This is a genomic window from Microbacterium aquimaris (assembly GCF_039531285.1).
GTDB lineage: Bacteria > Actinomycetota > Actinomycetes > Actinomycetales > Microbacteriaceae > Microbacterium > Microbacterium aquimaris.
Window position 1 is genome coordinate 970,463 of the sequence record NZ_BAAAPT010000001.1, and the last position, 18,746, is coordinate 989,208.

Sequence of the window (18,746 nt, forward strand, 5' to 3'; positions counted from 1 at the left end):
CATCGCTCGCGGCGACCTCAAAGGCGAAGCCGCGGTGCACGGTTGGCCGGTGCTCGTTCTCATGTAGCGAAAAGTTTCGTATCGGTCGCAAAATATTGCGCTCGGAGGTGGCGCGTGTTTCTCTGAATCTGCCCGCGTTCACTCTCCCTGTGGTCATCCCAGGGCGAGTGCACGACGAACATGCCCGAGGCGTTATGGCCGCGGTCGTGCGGTCGGCCTTGCGCCGGGCTCGTCCGCCACCTCTTCGGTCGTCGCCAGCTCATCGCCGGCTTCGGCAAGTGATCCATCAACTAAGGAGTTGACCCACCGATGACATCGACCCGACGCAAGAACGCATTGGTCGTGAGAGGCGGTTGGGAGGGGCATCAGCCTGTCGCGGCGACAGATGCCTTCCTCCCCTTCCTGGAGCACTCCGGATATGACGTTCAGGTTGAAGAGGACACCGCAGTGTATGCCGACGGTTCCGCGATGGGCGAGGTGGACCTCCTCGTGCAATGTGTGACGATGTCGACGATCGAAGACGAGCAGCTTCGTGGCCTGGAGGGCGCAGTCCGTGCGGGCATGGGCTTCGCGGGCTGGCACGGGGGCATCGCTGACTCCTTTCGCAACAGCAACCACTACCTGCACTTGGTGGGTGGGCAGTTCGCCACTCATCCGCAGAAGCCGGCGGAGCAGCGCGTGGGGGATCCGAGCGACAATCTCGTGCCGTACACCGTGGAAGTGACCGAGCTCGGGTCGACGCACCCGATCACTGCGGGGATCGGGTCGTTCGACCTCATGACGGAGCAGTACTGGGTGCTCACCGATGAGTACAACGATGTGTTGGCCACCACCACCCATCCTCGCAAGCCTGGTGACCCCTGGAGCCGTGAGGTGACCTGCCCGGCGGTCTGGACGAGGACATGGGGCGAAGGGAAGGTGTTCGTCGCGACGCCCGGTCACGACCCGTCGGTGCTCGCCGACGAGAACGTCCGAACCATCGTCGAAAGGGGAATGCTGTGGGCGAGTCGATGAAGATCGGGGTCGTTGGCCTCGGGAAGATCAGCGGGCAGTACCTGAATACCCTGTCCGACCGAGACGACATCGAGATCGTCGCGGTGGCCGATCTCGATGAACTGCGGGCCGAGACGGTCGGCGCCGAGATCGGTGTCTCGGCCATGTCCGTAGACGATCTGATCGCTTCGGATGCCGTCGACGCAGTGCTCAACCTGACCGTGCCCGCCGCTCACGCGGACATCTGCGGCCGGGCGATCGCTGCAGGTAAGCACGTGTTCGTCGAGAAGCCGCTCGCCCTGAGTGCCTCCGACGGTGTGGAGCTCGTGCGCGCTGCGCGCGAGTCGGGGGTGAGGCTGGGGTGCGCTCCGGATACCGTCCTCGGTGCGGGTGTCCAAACCGCACTGGCGGTCATCGACCGGGGCGACATTGGGGTCCCGGTCGGAGCCTCTGCTGTCTGGGCGGCCCCCGGGCATGAGCTCTGGCATCCCTCACCGGAGTTCTACTACCAGCCGGGAGCCGGTCCGCTGTTCGATATGGGCCCGTACTACCTGACCGCGCTGGTATCGATGCTCGGACCCGTCGTCCGTGTGTCCGGTCACGCGTCGCGTTCCGAGCGACAGCGGGAGGTGGCAACAGGCCCCAAGACAGGGCTTCCCGTTCCGGTCGATGTCGAGACGCATGTGACAGCCGTGCTCGAGCATGCCTCCGGTGTCGCCTCGACGGTCACGATGAGCTTCGAGGTGTGGGCCACCCGCATGGCGGGAATCGAGGTCTACGGGACCGCCGGCACCCTGGCCGTCCCCGACCCGAACCGGTTCTTCGACCCGGTGGAGATCTACACCGCCGACACGGGCGAATGGACCCCGGTCGACCATTGCGCCGGTCATCGTGAGGGTGGTCGCGGGTTGGGACTGATCGATATGGCTGAGGCGGTGCGCGAGGATCGCGAGCATCGTGCCTCGGGGGAGCTGGCACTTCACGTGCTCGAGATCATGGAATCGGTGCTCAAGGCGGGTGCTGGCCACGGAGTGGTGAATCTGTCGACCACGACGGCTCGACCCGCCCCTCTTGCGTGGAAGGAGGTGGCCACATGAGTGGGTCCGGACGATTGCGGGCTCGCCTTGATCGGAACCGGATTCATGGGCGCCGCTCACTCGCACGCGTGGCGGACCGGCCGCACGTGTTCGACATCACGCCCGTCGAGCGCGCCGTGATCTGCGGGCGCGACCCCCAGCGCACGCGCGAGGCGGCCACCAAGCTGGGGTGGAGCGAGAGCAGCGCCGACTGGCGGGAAGTTGTCGCTCGGGACGACATCGACATCGTCGACATCTGCACCGAACAGCGTACGAATCGAGATCAACGGTTCACGCGGCAGTTTGGCCTTCGACTTCGAGTCGATGAACGAGCTCCTCTTCCATGACGCGGACCTGGCCGCCACCGAGGGCGGTTTCCGTCGCATCTACGTCACCGAGCCGGAGGTGCGCTTGACATGCGCACCCGCCGAGGTCGAGACCGCGTACTACGCTGACCAAGAATCAGGCCAAGCGGCACAAGGCTCTCGCTAGGCGTTGGTACAGCGGGACGGATCGATGTCGCGGGTCCCGTCTGGCGGCCTTCGTCGTTGACGATCACGCGAGAGAACTGCACCGTCTCCCACTTCTCTCCCAGGAGGTCCAGAACGGGTTCGATTTCGAGGTTGCGGAGTGCGTGCGCAACACCGCGATGGGCGCCCGTGAGAGCCCTGCTCGCTCATGGAAGGACACTTTGTCAGTGATTCACACCCTGGATGAGATCCACCGGCAGATGGGGGTGGTGTACGACGCGGACGAAGCGTGCCGGGTGCCCTTCTCTCACCCGAATCGGCGGATCCGTCTCGCAAGCCCTTCCTTCGATGCTCGTCGGAATCGCGGGTCCTCCGCGCCGAGATCAAGACTTCGGCGGTGCGGTGCTTTCTCTCGTGACGAGTGTCGTGGCGAGCTCCGTACGCACGTTGAGCGGGGGCTCGGCGTTGCGCAGGCGGAGGATGAGGCGTGTCGCGGTGCTCGCGATCTCCAACAGCGGTTGACGAATCGTGGTCAAAGTCGGGTAGGCGAGTTCTGCCATCGGCAGATCGTCATAGCCGATCACCGAGACGTCCTCGGGAATTCGCAGCCCTCTGCCCTGGATTGCACGGTAGGCGCCGAGCGCCTCCAGGTCGCTCTGGGCGAAGATCGCCGTGGGAGGGTTCAGCAGGTCCATGAGGGTAGAGGCGCCGCGGAATCCGGCGTCGGTGCTGAAGTCGCCTTCGACGATCAGCTCGGGATCGGGGGTTATGCCAGCCGCCTCCAACGCGGACTTGTAGCCCGCCAACCGCGCCCGCGCATTTCGTAGCTGAGGCGGGCCGCAGATCGTTCCGATTCGGCGATGACCGAGACCCAGGAGGTGTCGAACGGCTTCACCGCCACCGTCCCAGTTTGCTGATCCGATCGTTGGCATGTCCGGGGCGGGGTCGCCCGCCGGGTCGACGATCACGAAGGGGATGTTCCGAGTGCGGAGCTGGCGTTTCTCCTTGTCAGATAGCGTGGAGAACACCAGGATCACGCCGATCGGTTGCCTCCGCATGACCGCATCGATCCACGTTTCCGGCTGCGCGTCGAATGTCCCGCCAATCGTGACGACGGTACTGATGCCCTCACGCTGTGCGACGCTTTCGACGCCTTTCAAGAGCTCGACTGCCCAGGGCCCCAGCCGCTCGAAGACCACCTCGATCAACTCGCCGTGCGGGCGTGGATCTCCGCGGCGCGAGTAGCCCAGAGACGTCAACGCACGTTCGACACGGCGCCGCGTCTCCTCCGAGACATCGGCTTTGCCGTTGAGCACTTTCGATGCTGTCGACACTGAGACGGCGGCGCGGCTCGCTACTGCCGAGAGGGTCGGGCGCTGCGTCGGGCCGGACATAAATCCCTTCACCGCACGGACTATCTCAGGTGATGGTCGAGCGACTTTTCTTGAAAGTTTTCGAATCTCATCCGAATAATTGCAGACGGTGGCCGCCGCTGTCTAGTGTGAACTCGCTAAGCGAAGGAGCGTGACGATGTCGTCCCACGTTGAGGAAATCGAGTTGAAGCAAGCGCAGGATGCGCGCCCAAACGTGTTGTTCATCATGACTGACCAGCAGCGATTCGACACCCTGAGGGCGATCGGCAACGAGCGCATCTCGACTCCCAACCTCGACCGGCTCGTCGCACGTGGCGCGGTCTTCGAGAACGCGTATGCAACCTGCCCGGTGTGCGTACCTTCTCGCTACTCGCTGATGTCCGGGGCGCAGCCGACAGCGACCGATGTTTACGACAACTCCGTTCCTGAGGGTGGGCACGACCGTATCGTCGAGCGCGTCGGCCCGTATCTCGCGGAGGCCATGGGGGAGCGCGGGTATCGCACGTGGGGCGTCGGGAAGTTTCACACCATTCCCTGGAACGCCGAGCTGGGATTCGATGTGCAACTGCGTAGCGAGGAACTCTACTTCACCGACGAGGCCCGTCGCGGTGACGCCTACGCGGCCTACATCGCCGACGAGCACCCCGAGTTCGACTGGATCGAGGCGCTCATGGGGGAGCGCACCGACATGTACTACATGCCGCAGATGAGTCCGTTGCCGGCGGAGATCACCGTCGAAGCGTGGGCGACGGATCGTGCGGTCGAACTGGCGACGAGCGAGGACCCGCGGCCCTGGTTCGGCTTCGTGTCCTACATCGGTCCCCACCCGCCGTTCGCGCCGCCGTTGCCCTACAACCGCATGTACGACCCGGATCGGATGGAACTTCCCGTGCGCGGCTCGAAGGCAATCGACCACCTCGATCAGCAGATCCCGTGGATGAACTACGCGGTGTATGCCGAGGATGTCGACGATCATCGTGCTCGCGCGCTCAAGGCCCGCTACTACGGCGAGATCACCTATATCGACGCCTGCGTCGGGCGCCTGCTGGATGCGCTCGAGGCGTCGGGGCAAGCCGACGACACGGTCATCTGCTTCTACTCCGATCACGGTGACCTGCTGGGTGACCACCACGGGTGGCAGAAGGAGAGCTTTTTCGAAGCGTCGACACGTATTCCGTTCCTGCTCAGCTGGCCCGGCCGGATTGAACCAGGGGAGAGACGCAACGACCTGGTCAGCCTCGTTGATCTGTTTGGAATCGCAACGACGGCAGCCGGCGACACAGATCTGCGGCAGGGCGTCGACATCGTCGGAGCCCTGACCGGCGCGGCAGCCCCACGGGAAACGCTGTTCGGGTATCACGGAAGGCCGGGCACAGATCAGTTCAAGGCGATGGTGCGCCGTGGCGACATGAAACTCATCTGGATGGCGAACGGCGGAGAGGTTCTGCTCTTCGATGTCGCCCAAGACCCCTCCGAGCTCTCACCGCTCCAGGCGCAGTATCCGCAGGTAGTCGCGGATCTTCGCGATGCTCTCCTCGACGACCTGCGGTGCGCCGGAGTCCACGACGCCCTCGAGGAAGATCGACTTCGCGAGTTTCCCTACACCGAGCGTCCTCTGGTTCGGATCGATCAATTCGACATGTCGCGGGGCGTCTACGGATTCCCCGACTCGCCCGAACGGGTCGTCCACCAGAAGCCGGCGATTCACGGCGCTCACTAGAAACGGTCCAGACGGACCACTACAAGGAGGTAGCACATACATGTTCCGTAGACGCAGCACCCGGATCGCGTTGCCGGCGATCGTCGCGGCATCCGCGCTCGTCCTCGCCGGATGTTCCTCTCCCGGCGGCGACGCAGGCCCGACCAAGATCACGTTCTTGACGTGGACTGACGATTTGGCGGTTCAGCAAGCCGAGTCGATGATCGACGCGTTCGAAGAAGAGAACCCAGACATCGAGATCGTCCTCGACACCTATCCAGCGGGCGCCGAAGGAGACAACATCGTCAAGACCCGCCTGGCAACGGGCGAGATGAGCGACGTCTTCCTCTACAACTCCGGCGCGCTCATGCAAGCGCTCAATCCCGATTCCACGCTGTACAGCCTCGCGGACGAACCCTGGATGGCAGAGGTGGCGGATGACTTCCAAGCGGCGGTCGCCACAGACCAGGGGGTGTACGGCGCCCCGACCGGGACAGCTCAGGCCGGCGGCATCATCTACAGCAAGAAGGTCTACGACGAGCTTGGTCTGAGCGTCCCTGAGTCATGGGGCGATTTCATGGCGAACAACGAGAAGATCAAGGAAGCGGGGATCACTCCCGTGTTCCAGTCGTACGCCGATACCTGGACCGCGCAGATGATCGTCCTCGGGTCCTTCGCGAACGTGACAGCCGTCGACCCGGACTGGGCAGAGGAGTTCACGGCGGGAAAGCGCAAGTACGCTGACGAGCCTGCTTTCGCGGGCTTCGAGCACTTGCAGGAACTGGCCGACGCAGGGTTGTTCAACGAGGACTACGCCTCGGCAACCTACAACGAAGCGGTGGGTGCACTTGTCGAGGGCACCGCGGCGCAGTACCCGTTGCTGACCAACGCGATGATCAGAAACGTGCGTCAGAACTACCCCGACGCAATCGACGACCTCGGTATCTTCCCGATTCCCGCCGACGACCCAGCAGACACGCGGTTGACGATGTGGCAGCCGAACGCGCTCTACGTGCCGGCGTCCACGGAGGGTGAGAAACGTGATGCCGCACTCGCATTCGTTGAGTTCTTCAACTCGCCCGCTGGATGCGAGATCCAGAACGAGAGCGAGCCCGGCGGGCCGTACGTCATCAGTTCATGTGAGCTGCCGGAGGACGTTGCGCCGATTGTGACCGACGTCGAGCAGTGGTTCGACGAAGGAAAGACGGGACTCTCCATCGGATTCCTTTCCCCCGTCAAGGGCCCGAACCTCGAGAACATCCTCGTCGAGGTGGGCTCGGGAATCAGCAGTGCTCAGCAAGGCGCAGAGGCGTATGACGCCGATGTGAAGAAGCAGGCGCAACAGCTCGGACTTCCCGGCTGGTGACACACTCGCCACCCGGGTGGCATCGCCTTCGGTTCGGGCCCGCTTCGGCTGGCCCGAACCCGCACCCCCACGATCAGGAGCAGCAATGTCGCAGACAGCTGAAGCGACGCGCGCATCTTCCGGCGCCACGGCGGAAGAGCCTCGTCGCAAGCGCATGAAGAGCCCGTACCCGATGTGGTTCCACGCGCCCGCCGGAATCCTCTACTTCGTGCTCTTCGCCGTACCGACGTTCGCGTCCTTCTACTTCGCGTTGACGCGGTGGACGCTGTTCGATGTCGAGTTCATCGGCCTTGACAACTTCGTTCAGTTCTTCAGCGAGCGCCAGTTCCTGCAGTCGCTGACGAATACCTTCATCTACGCGGTTCTGACCGCAACAGCGAAGGTCGTCCTGGGATTCTTGCTCGCGCTCCTGCTCACGTCGCAGATTCTCGGACAGGGCTTCCTGCGCTCGACCATCTTCTTCCCGGTCCTGGTCTCGACAATCGGTATCGGGCTTACGTTCAAGGTGCTCCTCGACCCGTTCGACGGCTTGGTGAACGAGTCGCTCGCGGTCATCGGCATCGACGGCCCCGGCTGGCTGACGGATCCGAGCACGGCCCTTCTCACGGTCGTCGGCATAGATATCTGGAAGGGTGTCGGCATTGCGACGCTGATCTTCATCGCAGGACTGTCGACGATTCCCCGCGAGTACTACGAGGCTGCTCGCGTTGACGGCGCTGGCGGGCGTCGTTTGTTGTGGCACATCACGCTGCCGCTCGTCCGTCCCGCGATGGCGACAGTCGTCATCCTCTCTCTGATCGGAGGCCTCCGCTCGTTCGACCTCATCTGGGCGACGACCGGCGGTGGACCCGGCTTCTCCAGCGATGTGTTGGCGTCGGTGATCTACAAGCAATACCAAGCAGGGTTCTACGGTCTGTCCACAGCCGGAAACGTCGTGCTCTTCCTCGTTGTCGCCGCCGTCATCTTCCCCCTGTCGTACTTCCTCAACCGTCGGAATGCAGAGCAATGAGAGCTGTCGCCCTTCGTGGCCGAGTCGTCGGGATCCTCGCGATCCTCGTGACGGTGGTCGTCTTCCTCGTCCCGTTCGCGTTCATCTTCGTCACTGCGGCCAAGACCGCCCCCGAGGCGAATCAACTTGCATTCTCGCTCCCGACGGAGTGGGCGCTATGGGACAACGTCGTCGCAGTTCTGACGACCCGCGACGGGATCGTCCTGCGCGCTTTCATCAACAGCACGGTGATCACTGTTGCTGCTGTCACTCTCAAGGTGCTCTTCGCGGCGATGGTGGGCTACGTACTTCAGCGACGGCAGTCCCGGTGGAATGCGATCATCAACTTTTTCGTGCTCGCGGGTCTCATCATTCCCCCGGCTGTTGTTCCGACCATCTGGATCCTTCAAGGCCTGGGGCTTTTCAAGACGATTCCCGGTCTCATCCTCATCGAAGCCACCTTTGGGCTTTCGTTCGGGATCCTGCTCGTGCGCGCGTTCGTCGCTGGCATCCCGCGGGAACTCGATGAGGCAGCGGTGATTGACGGTGCTGGGCCGATTCGGTTGTTCTTTCAGGTCGTGTTGCCTTTGCTTCGACCAGTGCTGATCACCATCATCGTCGTCCAGTCCGTCGCCGTGTTCAATGAGTTCCAGAACGCGCTGTACTTCCTCCCAGGTGCTCAGAACGCCACGGTCCAGTTGACGTTGTACAACTTCTCCTCGCAGGAACTGAGTCAGTACAACCTCTTGTTCATGGACATTCTGCTCATCACGATTCCTCCGCTGGTGATGTTCATCTTCTTCAACCGTCAGATCGTCGCAGGGATGACCAGCGGAGCGATCAAGGGATGACGGCCGCAGACCGGGAGGCGGCGGGTCAGGTCGACTCGGCGACCTTCATCACGACAGGAACCGCGGTGCGGGGGGCGCCGCGGTTCCGCCATCAATTCGTCCTCGATCAGAAGCTGGAGGACGTCGCGTCCGCAACGCTGAGTCTGAGCGCGCTGGGCATCTACGAAGCATGGATCAACGGTCAGCCGGTCGGAGAGGATGTGCTGGCACCCGGCTGGACGGCGTATGAGCACCGCGTTCACTTCCGCGAGTACGACGTGACGCATCTCTTGGCGCAGACGTCTGTGATCGGGATCCTGATCGGGAACGGGTGGTTCCGCGGACGTTTGGGGTGGAAGCCGACGCTCGCCTATGGCGAAGCGGCGGCAGCCTACGCGCACGTGAGGATCGTGTTTCGCGACGGAACCACCCAGACGGTGAGTACCGACCGCGAGTGGCATGCCAACGGGAGCGAGGTGCTCCGCGACGATCTCTACGACGGACAGACGATCGATGCTCGACTGCATGATTCTTCGTGGCTGGACGTCGACCACGACGTCGCGGCGTGGCATACAGTCCGGGTCGTGTCCGACACGCCGGAGCTCGTGCGGGATCAGGCGCCACCGGTACGACGCATCGACGAGGTGCGGCCGGTGTCGTGGTGGAAGAGTGAGACAGGGTCGACCCTCGTGGACTTCGGTCAAAACCTCGTGGGTTGGGTGCGGCTGAGTACGCGGGGCCGCGAGGGCCACATCGTCCGCGTGCGGCATGCGGAGGTTCTGCAGGAGGGCGCGCTGTGCACGCGTCCGCTCCGGTCCGCGTTGGCAACGGACGAGTTCGTGCTCAGTGGCGGCGACGATCACTTCGAGCCGACCATGACCTTCCACGGGTTTCGATACATCGAGATCGAGAATTTGCCCGACACCTACGATCTATCGGCTGTCGTCGTCTCGTCGGATCTTTGTCGAACGGGCTACTTCGAGTGCTCCGATCCTGACCTGAATCGTCTGCATCAGAACATCGTGTGGGGCGCCCGCGGGAACTTCGTCGACATCCCCACGGACTGTCCGCAGCGCGACGAACGGATGGGCTGGACGGGGGACATCGCCGTGTTCGCACCGACAGCCGCCTATCTCTTCGACGTGAAGACCTTTCTCGCGGATTGGTTGGTCGACCTCGCGCTCGAGCAGGCCGACGCTCAAGGTGTGGTCCCGCTCGTTGTGCCCGATGTCCTCAAACGTGCGGTGGCCCCGTCGGACCGTCTGCCCCATGGGGACCCTGTCGCGCTATGGAGCGATGCGGCCGTATGGGTGCCCTGGGCGCTCTGGGAGGCGTATGGCGAACTGGCCACTTTGGAGGCGTCATTCGATGCGATGGCGGCTCACTGTCGCGAGGTGGAGAAGCGTCTGTCGGCCGAGGGCGTGTGGGATACGGGTTTCCAGTTCGGCGACTGGCTCGATCCCGACGCCCCGGCTGACCGGCCCGGCGCGGCGAAGGCGGACCCGCGTGTCGTCGCTACCGCATGTGCATTTCGGTCTGCGACCCTCGCGGCGCGCGCGGCGGAGCTGCTTGGACGCCCGTCGGAGGAGCTGGTCCGTCTGGCAGCTCGTCTTCGCCGAGGGTTCCACTCGCAGTTCGTCGACGGCGGACGGATCGAGAGTGATTGTGCGACGGTGTACGCACTCGCCATCGTCTTCGGGCTGCTCGACGGGGCGGAACTGCAGCTCGCGGGTGACAGGCTCGAGCGACTGGTGGAAGAAGCGGGATATCGCATATCGACGGGGTTCGCCGGCACCCCCTTCGTGTTGCCCGCATTGACCGATACGGGGCATGTCGACGCGGCCGTCCGGCTTATGACACAACGCGAGTGCCCATCCTGGCTCTACCCGGTGACGATGGGTGCGACAACGGTGTGGGAACGGTGGGACTCGATGCTTCCGGACGGGAGTGTGAACCCGGGCAGGATGACGAGCTTCAATCACTACGCGCTGGGTGCCGTCGCAGATTGGATGCATCGCCGGATCGCCGGATTGGCGCCGCTAGAGCCGGGGTACCGGCGACTGTTGGTCGAGCCGATCTTCCCGCGGAACTTGTCGTGGGCGCGTGGATCGCTGGAGACACCGAAGGGTCCGGCAGCGGTGTCGTGGGAGCGGCGCGGACGCGATGTCAGAATGCACGTGACAATTCCTCGGGGCGCCTCCGCGGTTGTGCGGGTAGCGGGGACGGCAGACATCGAGCTCGAAGAGGGGGAGCACGTTCTTCCGGTGGTCAGCCCCTGAAGAGCCCCCGGTGCACCGCGGCTGATACTGTCACTCCCGAAACGGTGCCACGGAGCGTCGTGAGGAGGGTGAGGCCGGATGGTCGACCGGCGTGCGGTGACGATGCAGACGATCGCGGACTCCCTCGGGGTCTCCCGATCGACCGTATCCCTTGCTCTTCGCGAAGCTCCGGTGATCGCTGAGGCGACGCGACAGGCGGTACGAGAGGAAGCTGACCGCCTCGGGTTCGTGCCGAACCGCAGCGCCGCGAGGCTGCGGACGCATCAGCGTCGGTTGGTCGGCCTGGTGGTCCCAGACTTCGCCAACCCCTTGGTCGCCGCGACCGCGGCCGGCTTGCAGCGGGTCGTCGGTGAGCAAGAGCGGGTCCTGTTGGTCTCGAGCACGTTCGAGGACAGCGTGATCCAACGTCGAGTGCTTCGCTCTCTCATCGAAGAGCAAGTCGGTGGAGTCATCATCACGTCGGTCATCGGGACGACAGCGGCAGAACTCGCCGGCCTGGCCAATGCCCAGATCCCCGCCGTCCTTCTTAACAGAATGGTGGAGGATTTTCCGGCGCCCGTCGTGGCGCGCTCCGCCGCCGACATCGTCGATCTGGCGTTCGATCACCTCTACGTCGCGCATAACGCTCGCCGTATCGCCTACTTCGGTGGTTTCATCGACGCCTCGCCCCGGCGAGACCGTCTCGAACACTTCGCGTCGCGCATCGCCGCCGCGGGATTGCCGTCATTCCCGGCCTGGGCTTCGCCACCGTCGACGAGCACCGGCGAGGCACGCGACACGTTCATGACCCTCGTGGCGGAGCGTGGCATGGAGATCGATGCCGTCATCTGCCACAGCGACACCGTGGCGATGGGGGTCCTTCGCGCACTGGCGAACATGGGGATTCAGATACCGGTCGTGGGGATCGACGACCTCGATTTCGCAGCCGACATGACGCCGTCGCTGACCACGGTCCGAACAGACGCCCGAGGCCTCGGTGAGTTGGCAGGGCGAACGCTCCTGGCGCTGATGGGGAGTACATTCGAGCCAGCCGCCGAGCCGGCGCTCGAGCTCATCGTTCGCGAATCCTGCGGGTGCGCACAGGACTCCTGAGGTGTTCGGTTGACCCGGTCACCCTTGCCCGACTAGGGTAATTTCAATCGATTGAAATTACGATCGACCATGATTGCCAGGGCAAGGAGGCTGCGGTGAACAGCATGCGTATGCCGAAGGGGTTCGAGTTTGGGGTGGCGACGAGCGCCTACCAGATCGAGGGGGCCTGGTCCGAAGACGGCAAGGGGCCGTCCATCTGGGACACCTTCACGCATGGGGAGGGGAATGTGGTCGACGGTCGTACTGGCGATGTTGCGTGCGATCACTTCCACCGATACCCCGAAGACATCCAGCTGCTCAAGGAGCTGGGGGTGGACCGGTACCGACTATCCCTCAGCTGGGCTCGGATACTCCCGAACGGTGTGGGGGCCGTCAATCAGCGCGGCCTCGACTTCTACAAGCGCCTGATCGACTCGCTGCTGGAGGCGGGAGTGCGCCCCAATGTCACGCTCTACCACTGGGATCTCCCGCAAGCGCTGGAAGACCTCGGCGGGTGGCCGAACCGAGATGTCGCCTCGTGGTTCGGAGAGTATGCGGCCGTCGCGTTCGACGCATTGGGCGACCGTGTTGATACGTGGGCGACCCTCAATGAGCCGATCGCGCTCTGGGCGGGATACGGATTGGGCTGGTTCGCGCCCGGGCGCGCGGATCGGCGTGCGGGCCGGCAAGCGATGCACAACGCCTTGCTCGCGCACGGCGAAGCCGTCTCCGCCTTCTGCTCCTCTGCCGCGCGTCAGGGTGAGATCGGAGTCGTCCTCGACGTGTGGAAGCGGCATCCCAAGACCGACTCGCTCGCGGATCGTGAACTTGCGCGTCGCGGTGATCAAGACGGATTCGGATTCTTCATGGATCCTCTGCTCCGAGGCGCCTATTCCGCTGACCTCCTCGACAGGCTCGAGGAGGAAGACGAGCTGCCGGACATCCGTGACGGTGACGTGGAAGCCATCTCGCGTCCGATCGACTACCTGGGTCTGAACGTGTATTCCCGGGTGGTCGTCGACTCGGAGCAGGACCAGGCGGGATGGGCGCAGAGCGATCCCGAACCAGGCGGTAACTTCCTCGACAACGGCAACGAGTTCTACCCGAAGTCCGTGTACGACGCGATCATGATGGTGCGTGACGAGTATGGATGGCGGAAGCCGATCGTCATCACCGAGAACGGCGTCTTCGACCCTGACTCGGAAGGACGTGATCCGCGTCGAGACGGGGATCGCATCCGTTACATCGAGGGTTTCCTGGAGTGGATCGCTCGAGCGATCGAGGACGGTGCGGATGTCCGCGGCTATTACCTCTGGAGCCTCATGGACAATTTCGAGTGGAACGCGGGATTCACGAAGCGGTATGGCATCTACGGAATCAACCCTGAGACCTTGGACCGGTGGCCCAAGGATTCTGCGCACTGGTACCGCGATGTGATCGCAGCCCACCATGCCGGGCATGAAGATCGGGTCGGCCGGGAGAGCGAAGAGGTGCGGGCATGACGGATCAGCGGCCGGACATCATCTTCCTGATGACGGATCAGCAGCGGTGGGACGCCTTGGGGGTCGAGGATGCTCGCGTCCTGACTCCCCACCTCGATCGCATCGCGCGTCACGGCGTGCGCTACACGGGGGCCACGTGCCAAGCGCCGATGTGCGTGCCGAGCCGATTCTCCTTGATGACCGGACTGTATCCCTCGCAGTCCGGAGTGAGGGCGAACTGGTGGTCGACGCCCGACGACGATGAACTCCCCGTTCGGGTCCTTCCCGAGGTCATGCGAGACGCCGGATACCTGACCGCCGGGTTCGGCAAGACTCACTGGGGTACGACCGCGCATACGCCGTCCACACGAGGGTTCGACGTGCGCGTCGTCGGCGACCCTGATCTCGGGCTCGAGGACGGTGCCACGCACTGGCAGCACGAAGACGATCCCGAAGGCTATGCGCAGTACGCCGCGGCGGTGAAGGACTACGGGCCGGGGGAAGAGGAGCCTGCCGGGTACGTGGGGACGCCGGGGGAGTTGCCCTCGCGTCGTCATATCGACGGGTGGATCGCGGAGAAGGCGGTCGAGTGGTTGGAGGGGCCCGACCTCGACACCGACCAGCCCCTGTTCTTCTATCTGAGCTTCGCGAAACCCCACGCGGCGCACATCCCGCCTGCCGAGTTCCAGCAGCTCTACGACATCACCGACATTCCCGATCTGCAGATGCCTCCGTGGGATCACACGCGGTACGACCACATCCGCGTGCGCGACGAGAACTCGCCGTTCCTCAACGGGCGAAGCGAGCGTTGGCGGACGATATGGCAGGGCATGTCGTCGGAGCAGCGACGTCTGGCGACGCTTCGGTACTGGGCGAATTGCACCTGGCTGGACTCGCTGTTCGGCGAGGCGATGGAGCGTCTCGAACGCCGGGGGCGGCTTCGAAACGCCCTCATCGTGTTCGTGAGCGACCACGGTGAGCTTCTGGGGGAGCGGTTCTTCCACTTCTCGAAGTACTGCCTCTACGACAGCAGCGTACGTGTTCCCCTGGTGTTGTCGGGAACGGCTCTGCCGGCGACGCTCCGGGGGACCGTGGACCCTCGCCCGACGGAGATCCTGGATCTCTACGCCACGCTCTCTGACGTGGCGGGTGCCGGTGGCAACGCGCCGGGCCATCCGAGTCGGTCGCTTCTGACGGGACCTGCCCGTCGCGGCAGCTTCGCAGAGATGCACGAGCCGGCGCCCGCCTGGATGTGGCGAACCGAGCGTCACAAGCTCATCTACTTCGTCGACCCGGCCGTGGGGACGGCGCAGGGCGAACTGTACGATCTCGTCGCGGACCCGAACGAGTGGGTGAATATCTACGAGGATCCGCAATCCGCCTTGATCCGTGATGCGCTGGTGCGTGACCTCATCGCCCACGTCTCGACCACCTTCGGGGCCTGGCCTGTGCATCGCAGCGATCTTCTGCGTTCTGTTCCACAGACCGAGACTCTGCCCGCTCACACGGTGCGTATCGACGGCGGGATGACGATGGGCGCTCGGGCTCTCGCGGGTCGCGAGGAGTAATGCCTTGACGGCTGATGGATCCCTCTATACAGTCATTTCAATCGATTGAAAGATCGCTACCAGACAAGGAAGTCACATGACAAACAGCACACGTCGACCGAAGGCGGGGACGATTCTCGCTGCCGCCGCCACTGTCGGTGCGCTCGTCCTGAGCGGCTGCGCCGCGGGACAGAGCGACTCGGGCGAGGCCTCGGAGCCCAAGGAGGGCGGAATCCTCACGGTTGCGCAGGGCACGGACATCCAGCCGGCCAGCTTCTTCAGCCAGGCGCAGGGGAACCTCGCCGTGCAGCGGATGATCTTCAACACCCTCATCGAACTCGACCTGGAGACCAAGGAGCCCAAGCCCTCCCTCGCCGAGGCGTGGGAGCTCTCCGAGGATGGGCGGACCATCACCTTCCAGCTGCGCGAGGACGTGACCTTCCACGACGGCACGCCGCTCACCTCCGCTGACGTGATCGCCAGCATCGAGGCGGTCAAGCTTCCCGAGGTGCCGTCGCAGATGAAGTCGGTGGCGAACATCATCACGGAGGTCGAGGCGATCGGCGACACGGAGGTGTCGATCTCGCTGGAGCATTCGGTCACTAACCTCTTCGATGTGTTCACGCTGGTTCCGATCGTCGACGATGAGAGCATCGAGGGCCTTCTCGAAGGGACGGCCTTCAACGGCACGGGTCCGTTCTCGGTGGATGACTACAAGCCCGGGCAGGGCCTGTCGCTTTCGAAGTTCGAGGACTACTGGGCCGGGGCGCCGTACCTCGACGGCGTCGAGGTCACGGTCATCCCGGACCCGCAGTCCACCGTCACCGCGCTGCGCTCGGGCGAGGTGGACATGGCGGTCGATCTCGCGCCCAGCAACGCCGTCTCGGTGTCTTCCGACTCGAACTTCGTCGTGGTCAACGCCCCTGCGCAGGACGCCGCGTACTACATCGGCTCCGACGTGAACTCCCCGGTTCTCCAGGACAAGCGGGCCCGGCAGGGACTTGCGTACGCCATCGATCGCGAGCGGCTGATCGACCAGGTGCTCCTCGGCAACGGTGAGCCGGCCTCCCTTCCGTGGAGCCCGGTCTCACCGGCATATGACGCCGAGCTCGATGCTTACTATTCGTACGACCTCGACAAGGCGCGCGAGCTGTTCGAGGCCGCCGGTGTCGTCGGAGAAGAGCTGACGATCTCCTACCCCTCGGGCAACAGCATCCTTTCGGCGTTCGCGCAGATCATCGTGTTCGACCTCGAAGAAGCGGGCCTGAAGGCCGTCGCGGATCCGTTGCCGCAAGCCGACTTCCAGACCAAGTTCCTCGGGTCATCGTTCGGCGGCGCGTGGCTGAGCCCGCACGGCTTCGGTCAGATGGCGCCCGCCAGCCTCATCAAGGGTGCTTTCCCGTACCGCGCGGACTCGAACGTGTCCGGCTTCGTCAACGATGAGTACATCGAGCTGGCGGACGCCCTGTGGGTCGAAACCGATGAAGCGGCCGTGTCGGCGAACATCGAGAAGGTCAACGAGTTCCTCATCGACCAGCAGTTCGTCACCGACCTGATCGCCAGCTATCACACCTACACGACGACCGCGGAGCTCAAGGACATGGACTTCACGATCCTCGATTACCCCATCCTCGACACGGCGTATCTCGACTGACGGCGTCCCGGGCCGGTGCGGATCCGAACGTCGCGCCGGCCCGGATGAAACGGGGTCTCAGCATCGCCGCTGGAGACCTCTCTACCCGGGAGTTCCATGCTCTACTACACCCTTCGACGCATCCCGTCGGCGATCGTCGTTCTCTTCCTCGCGTCGATCGTCATCTTCTTCATCCTCAGACTCGTTCCCGGTGACCCGGCCGTGGTCCTCGCCGGGCCGGATGCCTCTCCCGAAACCGTCGACGCGATCCGCGCGAATCTCGGTCTCGACCAACCGCTCATCTTGCAGTACCTGCTCTGGATCGGCGGCGTCGTAACCGGTGATCTCGGAACCTCCTACATCTTGAACGCGTCGATCGGCGAGCTCATGGGGGAAGCACTTGCCAACACCGCCGTGCTCGCCGGCGCGGCGATCATTCTCTCGCTGGTGTTCGGGGGTGCGGTCGGGATCTTCCTCGGAGTCACCCGACGGAAGAACACCGCCGCTTTGGTCGGTGCCGTCAACTCCTTCGCGTTCGCCATCCCGCCGTACGTCGTCGGCTTGTTGCTCGCCTTGGTGTTCTCCGTGCAGCTCGGGTGGCTACCGTCGGTCGGGATCGGGCCGGGCCTGGACGACCCGATCGGGATGCTTCCCTTTCTCGTCCTCCCCGCCGTGACATTGGCGATTCCGACGGGCGCGACGATCGCCCGATTCCTCGCCGTCTCGATGAGACAGCAGCGCGACGAAGACTTCGTCGTCGCGGCGACGGCGCGTGGTCTCCGAGCAGGCCGACTGTTCCGGACCCATGTGTTGCCGAACTCGCTCCCGCCTGTCCTCACCATCGTCGGACTCCAGGTGGCCAACCTCCTGGCCGGCGCGATCCTGGTCGAGGTGATCTTCGCCTGGCCAGGGGTGGGGCAGCTCATCCTCACATCCGTGCAAACGAGGGATTACCTCTTGACTCAAGCGCTTCTGCTGCTCGCTGTGGCTGTGTTCATCACGACCCAGCTGCTGACCGATCTGGCCGACGCGGCCATCGACCCCCGCGTCCGACTGAGGTTGGCGGCATGAGCGAGCCGACCGTCCTCCCGCCCGTGCGCCGGGCTGCGCGCGACCGCAACGGACTCCTGCGCGGGCTGCGTTATCCGTCCACCATCGTCGGCGTGATCGTCGCGGTGTCCATCATCGCCATCGGACTGCTCGCGCCAATCCTGCCCATCCCCTCTCCGTACGCGCAGAGCCCCGACGCGTTCCTGCCACCCAGCGCACAGCACTGGCTCGGCACGGACGAATTCGGCCGCGACCTCTTCAGCCGCGTCGTGTACGGCATTCGGCAGGACGCACTGGTGGGAGCGATCGCTGTCCCCCTCGGCGCGGCGATCGGCGTCGTGCTCGGCCTGGTGAGCACCACATCGAAGTACCTCGACATCGTCCTGCAGCGAATCTTCGACGTGTCGCTCGCTTTCGCGGGAATCGTCATGGGTGTCACCGTCGCCGCCATCCTCGGGCCGGGCATCATGGCCGTTCTCGTCACGGTCACGTTGATCAACATCCCACTCTTCGGTCGCCTCACCCGCAGCGCCGCGCGTGCGCAGCTCAGTCGCGACTATGTGGTCGCCGCGCGCGTGACGGGCGCGGGGCCCGTCCGGGTCCTCGGACAGCATGTGCTTCCGAACGCGGTGGACCCGCTCGTGGTTCAGGCGGCGCTCAGCCTTTCGATCGCCGTCTTCATCGAGGGTGGGATGAGCTTCGTCGGTATCGGCGTCGTCCCACCCGAGCCGTCGCTCGGCGCGCTGCTGCGCAGCAGCACCGACTTCATGTCCATCTCTCCTCAATATGCGCTCGCTCCCATGATCGTCCTCACCGCGCTCGTCATGAGCTTCTACGTCATCAGCGACGGGCTCAACCGCGGTCTGCTGAAGCGCTGATCCAGAACGAAG

16 protein-coding genes are annotated in these 18,746 nt (G+C 64.2%); 15 read left to right on the plus strand and 1 reads right to left on the minus strand.

The genetic code is table 11. The features are described 5' to 3' along the window. Positions 1-309 precede the first annotated feature (309 nt). The 4 genes from ABD204_RS04600 to ABD204_RS04615 all read left to right on the plus strand — a co-directional run bounded on the left by ABD204_RS04600 (position 310) and on the right by ABD204_RS04615 (position 2,561). Entirely contained in the window at positions 310-1,014 is a 705-nt protein-coding gene (locus ABD204_RS04600) for a ThuA domain-containing protein (RefSeq protein ID WP_194423491.1), read from the plus strand. Next, a complete protein-coding gene (locus ABD204_RS04605; protein WP_194423492.1) occupies positions 999-2,090 on the plus strand; it encodes a Gfo/Idh/MocA family protein in 1,092 nt (363 codons plus the stop codon). Before ABD204_RS04600 ends, ABD204_RS04605 begins: the two co-directional genes overlap by 16 nt. A gap of 86 nt (positions 2,091-2,176) precedes the next feature. Continuing rightward, a complete protein-coding gene (locus tag ABD204_RS04610; RefSeq protein WP_194423493.1) occupies positions 2,177-2,416 on the plus strand; it encodes a hypothetical protein in 240 nt (79 codons plus the stop codon). Then, a complete protein-coding gene (locus tag ABD204_RS04615; protein ID WP_322597507.1) occupies positions 2,394-2,561 on the plus strand; it encodes a hypothetical protein in 168 nt (55 codons plus the stop codon). Before ABD204_RS04610 ends, ABD204_RS04615 begins: the two co-directional genes overlap by 23 nt. A gap of 361 nt (positions 2,562-2,922) precedes the next feature. Here ABD204_RS04615 and ABD204_RS04620 read toward each other — a convergent pair whose 3' ends face one another. Then, the gene (locus ABD204_RS04620) at positions 2,923-3,933 is read right to left on the minus strand and encodes a LacI family DNA-binding transcriptional regulator (protein WP_194423494.1); all 1,011 of its coding nucleotides are present in this window, start codon (positions 3,931-3,933) and stop codon (positions 2,923-2,925) included. A 136-nt stretch (positions 3,934-4,069) separates the two neighbouring features. Here ABD204_RS04620 and ABD204_RS04625 point away from each other — a divergent pair, with 136 nt between their 5' ends. The 11 genes from ABD204_RS04625 to ABD204_RS04675 all read left to right on the plus strand — a co-directional run bounded on the left by ABD204_RS04625 (position 4,070) and on the right by ABD204_RS04675 (position 18,734). After that, complete coding sequence (locus ABD204_RS04625) at positions 4,070-5,632, plus strand: sulfatase family protein (RefSeq protein ID WP_277816625.1); 1,563 nt, start codon at positions 4,070-4,072, stop codon at positions 5,630-5,632. Positions 5,633-5,702: 70 nt separating this feature from the next. Beyond that, positions 5,703-6,977, plus strand: a complete 1,275-nt coding sequence (locus ABD204_RS04630; protein WP_241747774.1) for an ABC transporter substrate-binding protein — start codon at positions 5,703-5,705, stop codon at positions 6,975-6,977. An 85-nt stretch (positions 6,978-7,062) separates the two neighbouring features. After that, positions 7,063-7,986, plus strand: a complete 924-nt coding sequence (locus tag ABD204_RS04635) for a carbohydrate ABC transporter permease (protein WP_241747775.1) — start codon at positions 7,063-7,065, stop codon at positions 7,984-7,986. Beyond that, complete coding sequence (locus ABD204_RS04640) at positions 7,983-8,816, plus strand: carbohydrate ABC transporter permease (protein ID WP_194423497.1); 834 nt, start codon at positions 7,983-7,985, stop codon at positions 8,814-8,816. Before ABD204_RS04635 ends, ABD204_RS04640 begins: the two co-directional genes overlap by 4 nt. Beyond that, positions 8,813-11,074, plus strand: coding sequence for an alpha-L-rhamnosidase (locus ABD204_RS04645; RefSeq protein WP_194423498.1), 2,262 nt, complete (start codon positions 8,813-8,815; stop codon positions 11,072-11,074). The genes ABD204_RS04640 and ABD204_RS04645 overlap by 4 nt, the downstream gene beginning before the upstream one ends. A 78-nt stretch (positions 11,075-11,152) precedes the next feature. Then, positions 11,153-12,166 carry a LacI family DNA-binding transcriptional regulator gene (locus ABD204_RS04650; protein ID WP_194423499.1) on the plus strand — a complete coding sequence of 338 codons (1,014 nt, stop codon included), beginning with the start codon at positions 11,153-11,155 and terminating at the stop codon, positions 12,164-12,166. Between the two features lie 104 nt (positions 12,167-12,270). Further along, complete coding sequence (locus tag ABD204_RS04655) at positions 12,271-13,647, plus strand: GH1 family beta-glucosidase (RefSeq protein ID WP_194424234.1); 1,377 nt, start codon at positions 12,271-12,273, stop codon at positions 13,645-13,647. Continuing rightward, complete coding sequence (locus ABD204_RS04660) at positions 13,644-15,194, plus strand: sulfatase family protein (protein WP_194423500.1); 1,551 nt, start codon at positions 13,644-13,646, stop codon at positions 15,192-15,194. The genes ABD204_RS04655 and ABD204_RS04660 overlap by 4 nt, the downstream gene beginning before the upstream one ends. 76 nt (positions 15,195-15,270) lie before the next feature. Then, positions 15,271-16,827, plus strand: coding sequence for an ABC transporter substrate-binding protein (locus tag ABD204_RS04665; RefSeq protein ID WP_194423501.1), 1,557 nt, complete (start codon positions 15,271-15,273; stop codon positions 16,825-16,827). A 96-nt stretch (positions 16,828-16,923) separates the two neighbouring features. Further along, positions 16,924-17,877, plus strand: coding sequence for an ABC transporter permease (locus ABD204_RS04670; RefSeq protein ID WP_194423502.1), 954 nt, complete (start codon positions 16,924-16,926; stop codon positions 17,875-17,877). Further along, positions 17,874-18,734, plus strand: coding sequence for an ABC transporter permease (locus ABD204_RS04675; protein ID WP_194423503.1), 861 nt, complete (start codon positions 17,874-17,876; stop codon positions 18,732-18,734). Before ABD204_RS04670 ends, ABD204_RS04675 begins: the two co-directional genes overlap by 4 nt. The last annotated feature ends 12 nt before the right edge of the window (positions 18,735-18,746 follow it).

Coding starts and splice junctions, on each gene's coding strand:
- ABD204_RS04635 (WP_241747775.1), top strand. CDS start 7,063: ATGTCGCAGACAGCTGAAGCGACGCGCGCATCTTCCGGCGCCACGGCG.
- ABD204_RS04660 (WP_194423500.1), top strand. CDS start 13,644: ATGACGGATCAGCGGCCGGACATCATCTTCCTGATGACGGATCAGCAG.
- ABD204_RS04600 (WP_194423491.1), top strand. CDS start 310: ATGACATCGACCCGACGCAAGAACGCATTGGTCGTGAGAGGCGGTTGG.
- ABD204_RS04665 (WP_194423501.1), top strand. CDS start 15,271: ATGACAAACAGCACACGTCGACCGAAGGCGGGGACGATTCTCGCTGCC.
- ABD204_RS04650 (WP_194423499.1), top strand. CDS start 11,153: ATGGTCGACCGGCGTGCGGTGACGATGCAGACGATCGCGGACTCCCTC.
- ABD204_RS04655 (WP_194424234.1), top strand. CDS start 12,271: ATGCGTATGCCGAAGGGGTTCGAGTTTGGGGTGGCGACGAGCGCCTAC.
- ABD204_RS04625 (WP_277816625.1), top strand. CDS start 4,070: ATGTCGTCCCACGTTGAGGAAATCGAGTTGAAGCAAGCGCAGGATGCG.
- ABD204_RS04640 (WP_194423497.1), top strand. CDS start 7,983: ATGAGAGCTGTCGCCCTTCGTGGCCGAGTCGTCGGGATCCTCGCGATC.
- ABD204_RS04615 (WP_322597507.1), top strand. CDS start 2,394: ATGAACGAGCTCCTCTTCCATGACGCGGACCTGGCCGCCACCGAGGGC.
- ABD204_RS04675 (WP_194423503.1), top strand. CDS start 17,874: ATGAGCGAGCCGACCGTCCTCCCGCCCGTGCGCCGGGCTGCGCGCGAC.
- ABD204_RS04645 (WP_194423498.1), top strand. CDS start 8,813: ATGACGGCCGCAGACCGGGAGGCGGCGGGTCAGGTCGACTCGGCGACC.
- ABD204_RS04620 (WP_194423494.1), bottom strand. CDS start 3,933: ATGTCCGGCCCGACGCAGCGCCCGACCCTCTCGGCAGTAGCGAGCCGC.
- ABD204_RS04670 (WP_194423502.1), top strand. CDS start 16,924: ATGCTCTACTACACCCTTCGACGCATCCCGTCGGCGATCGTCGTTCTC.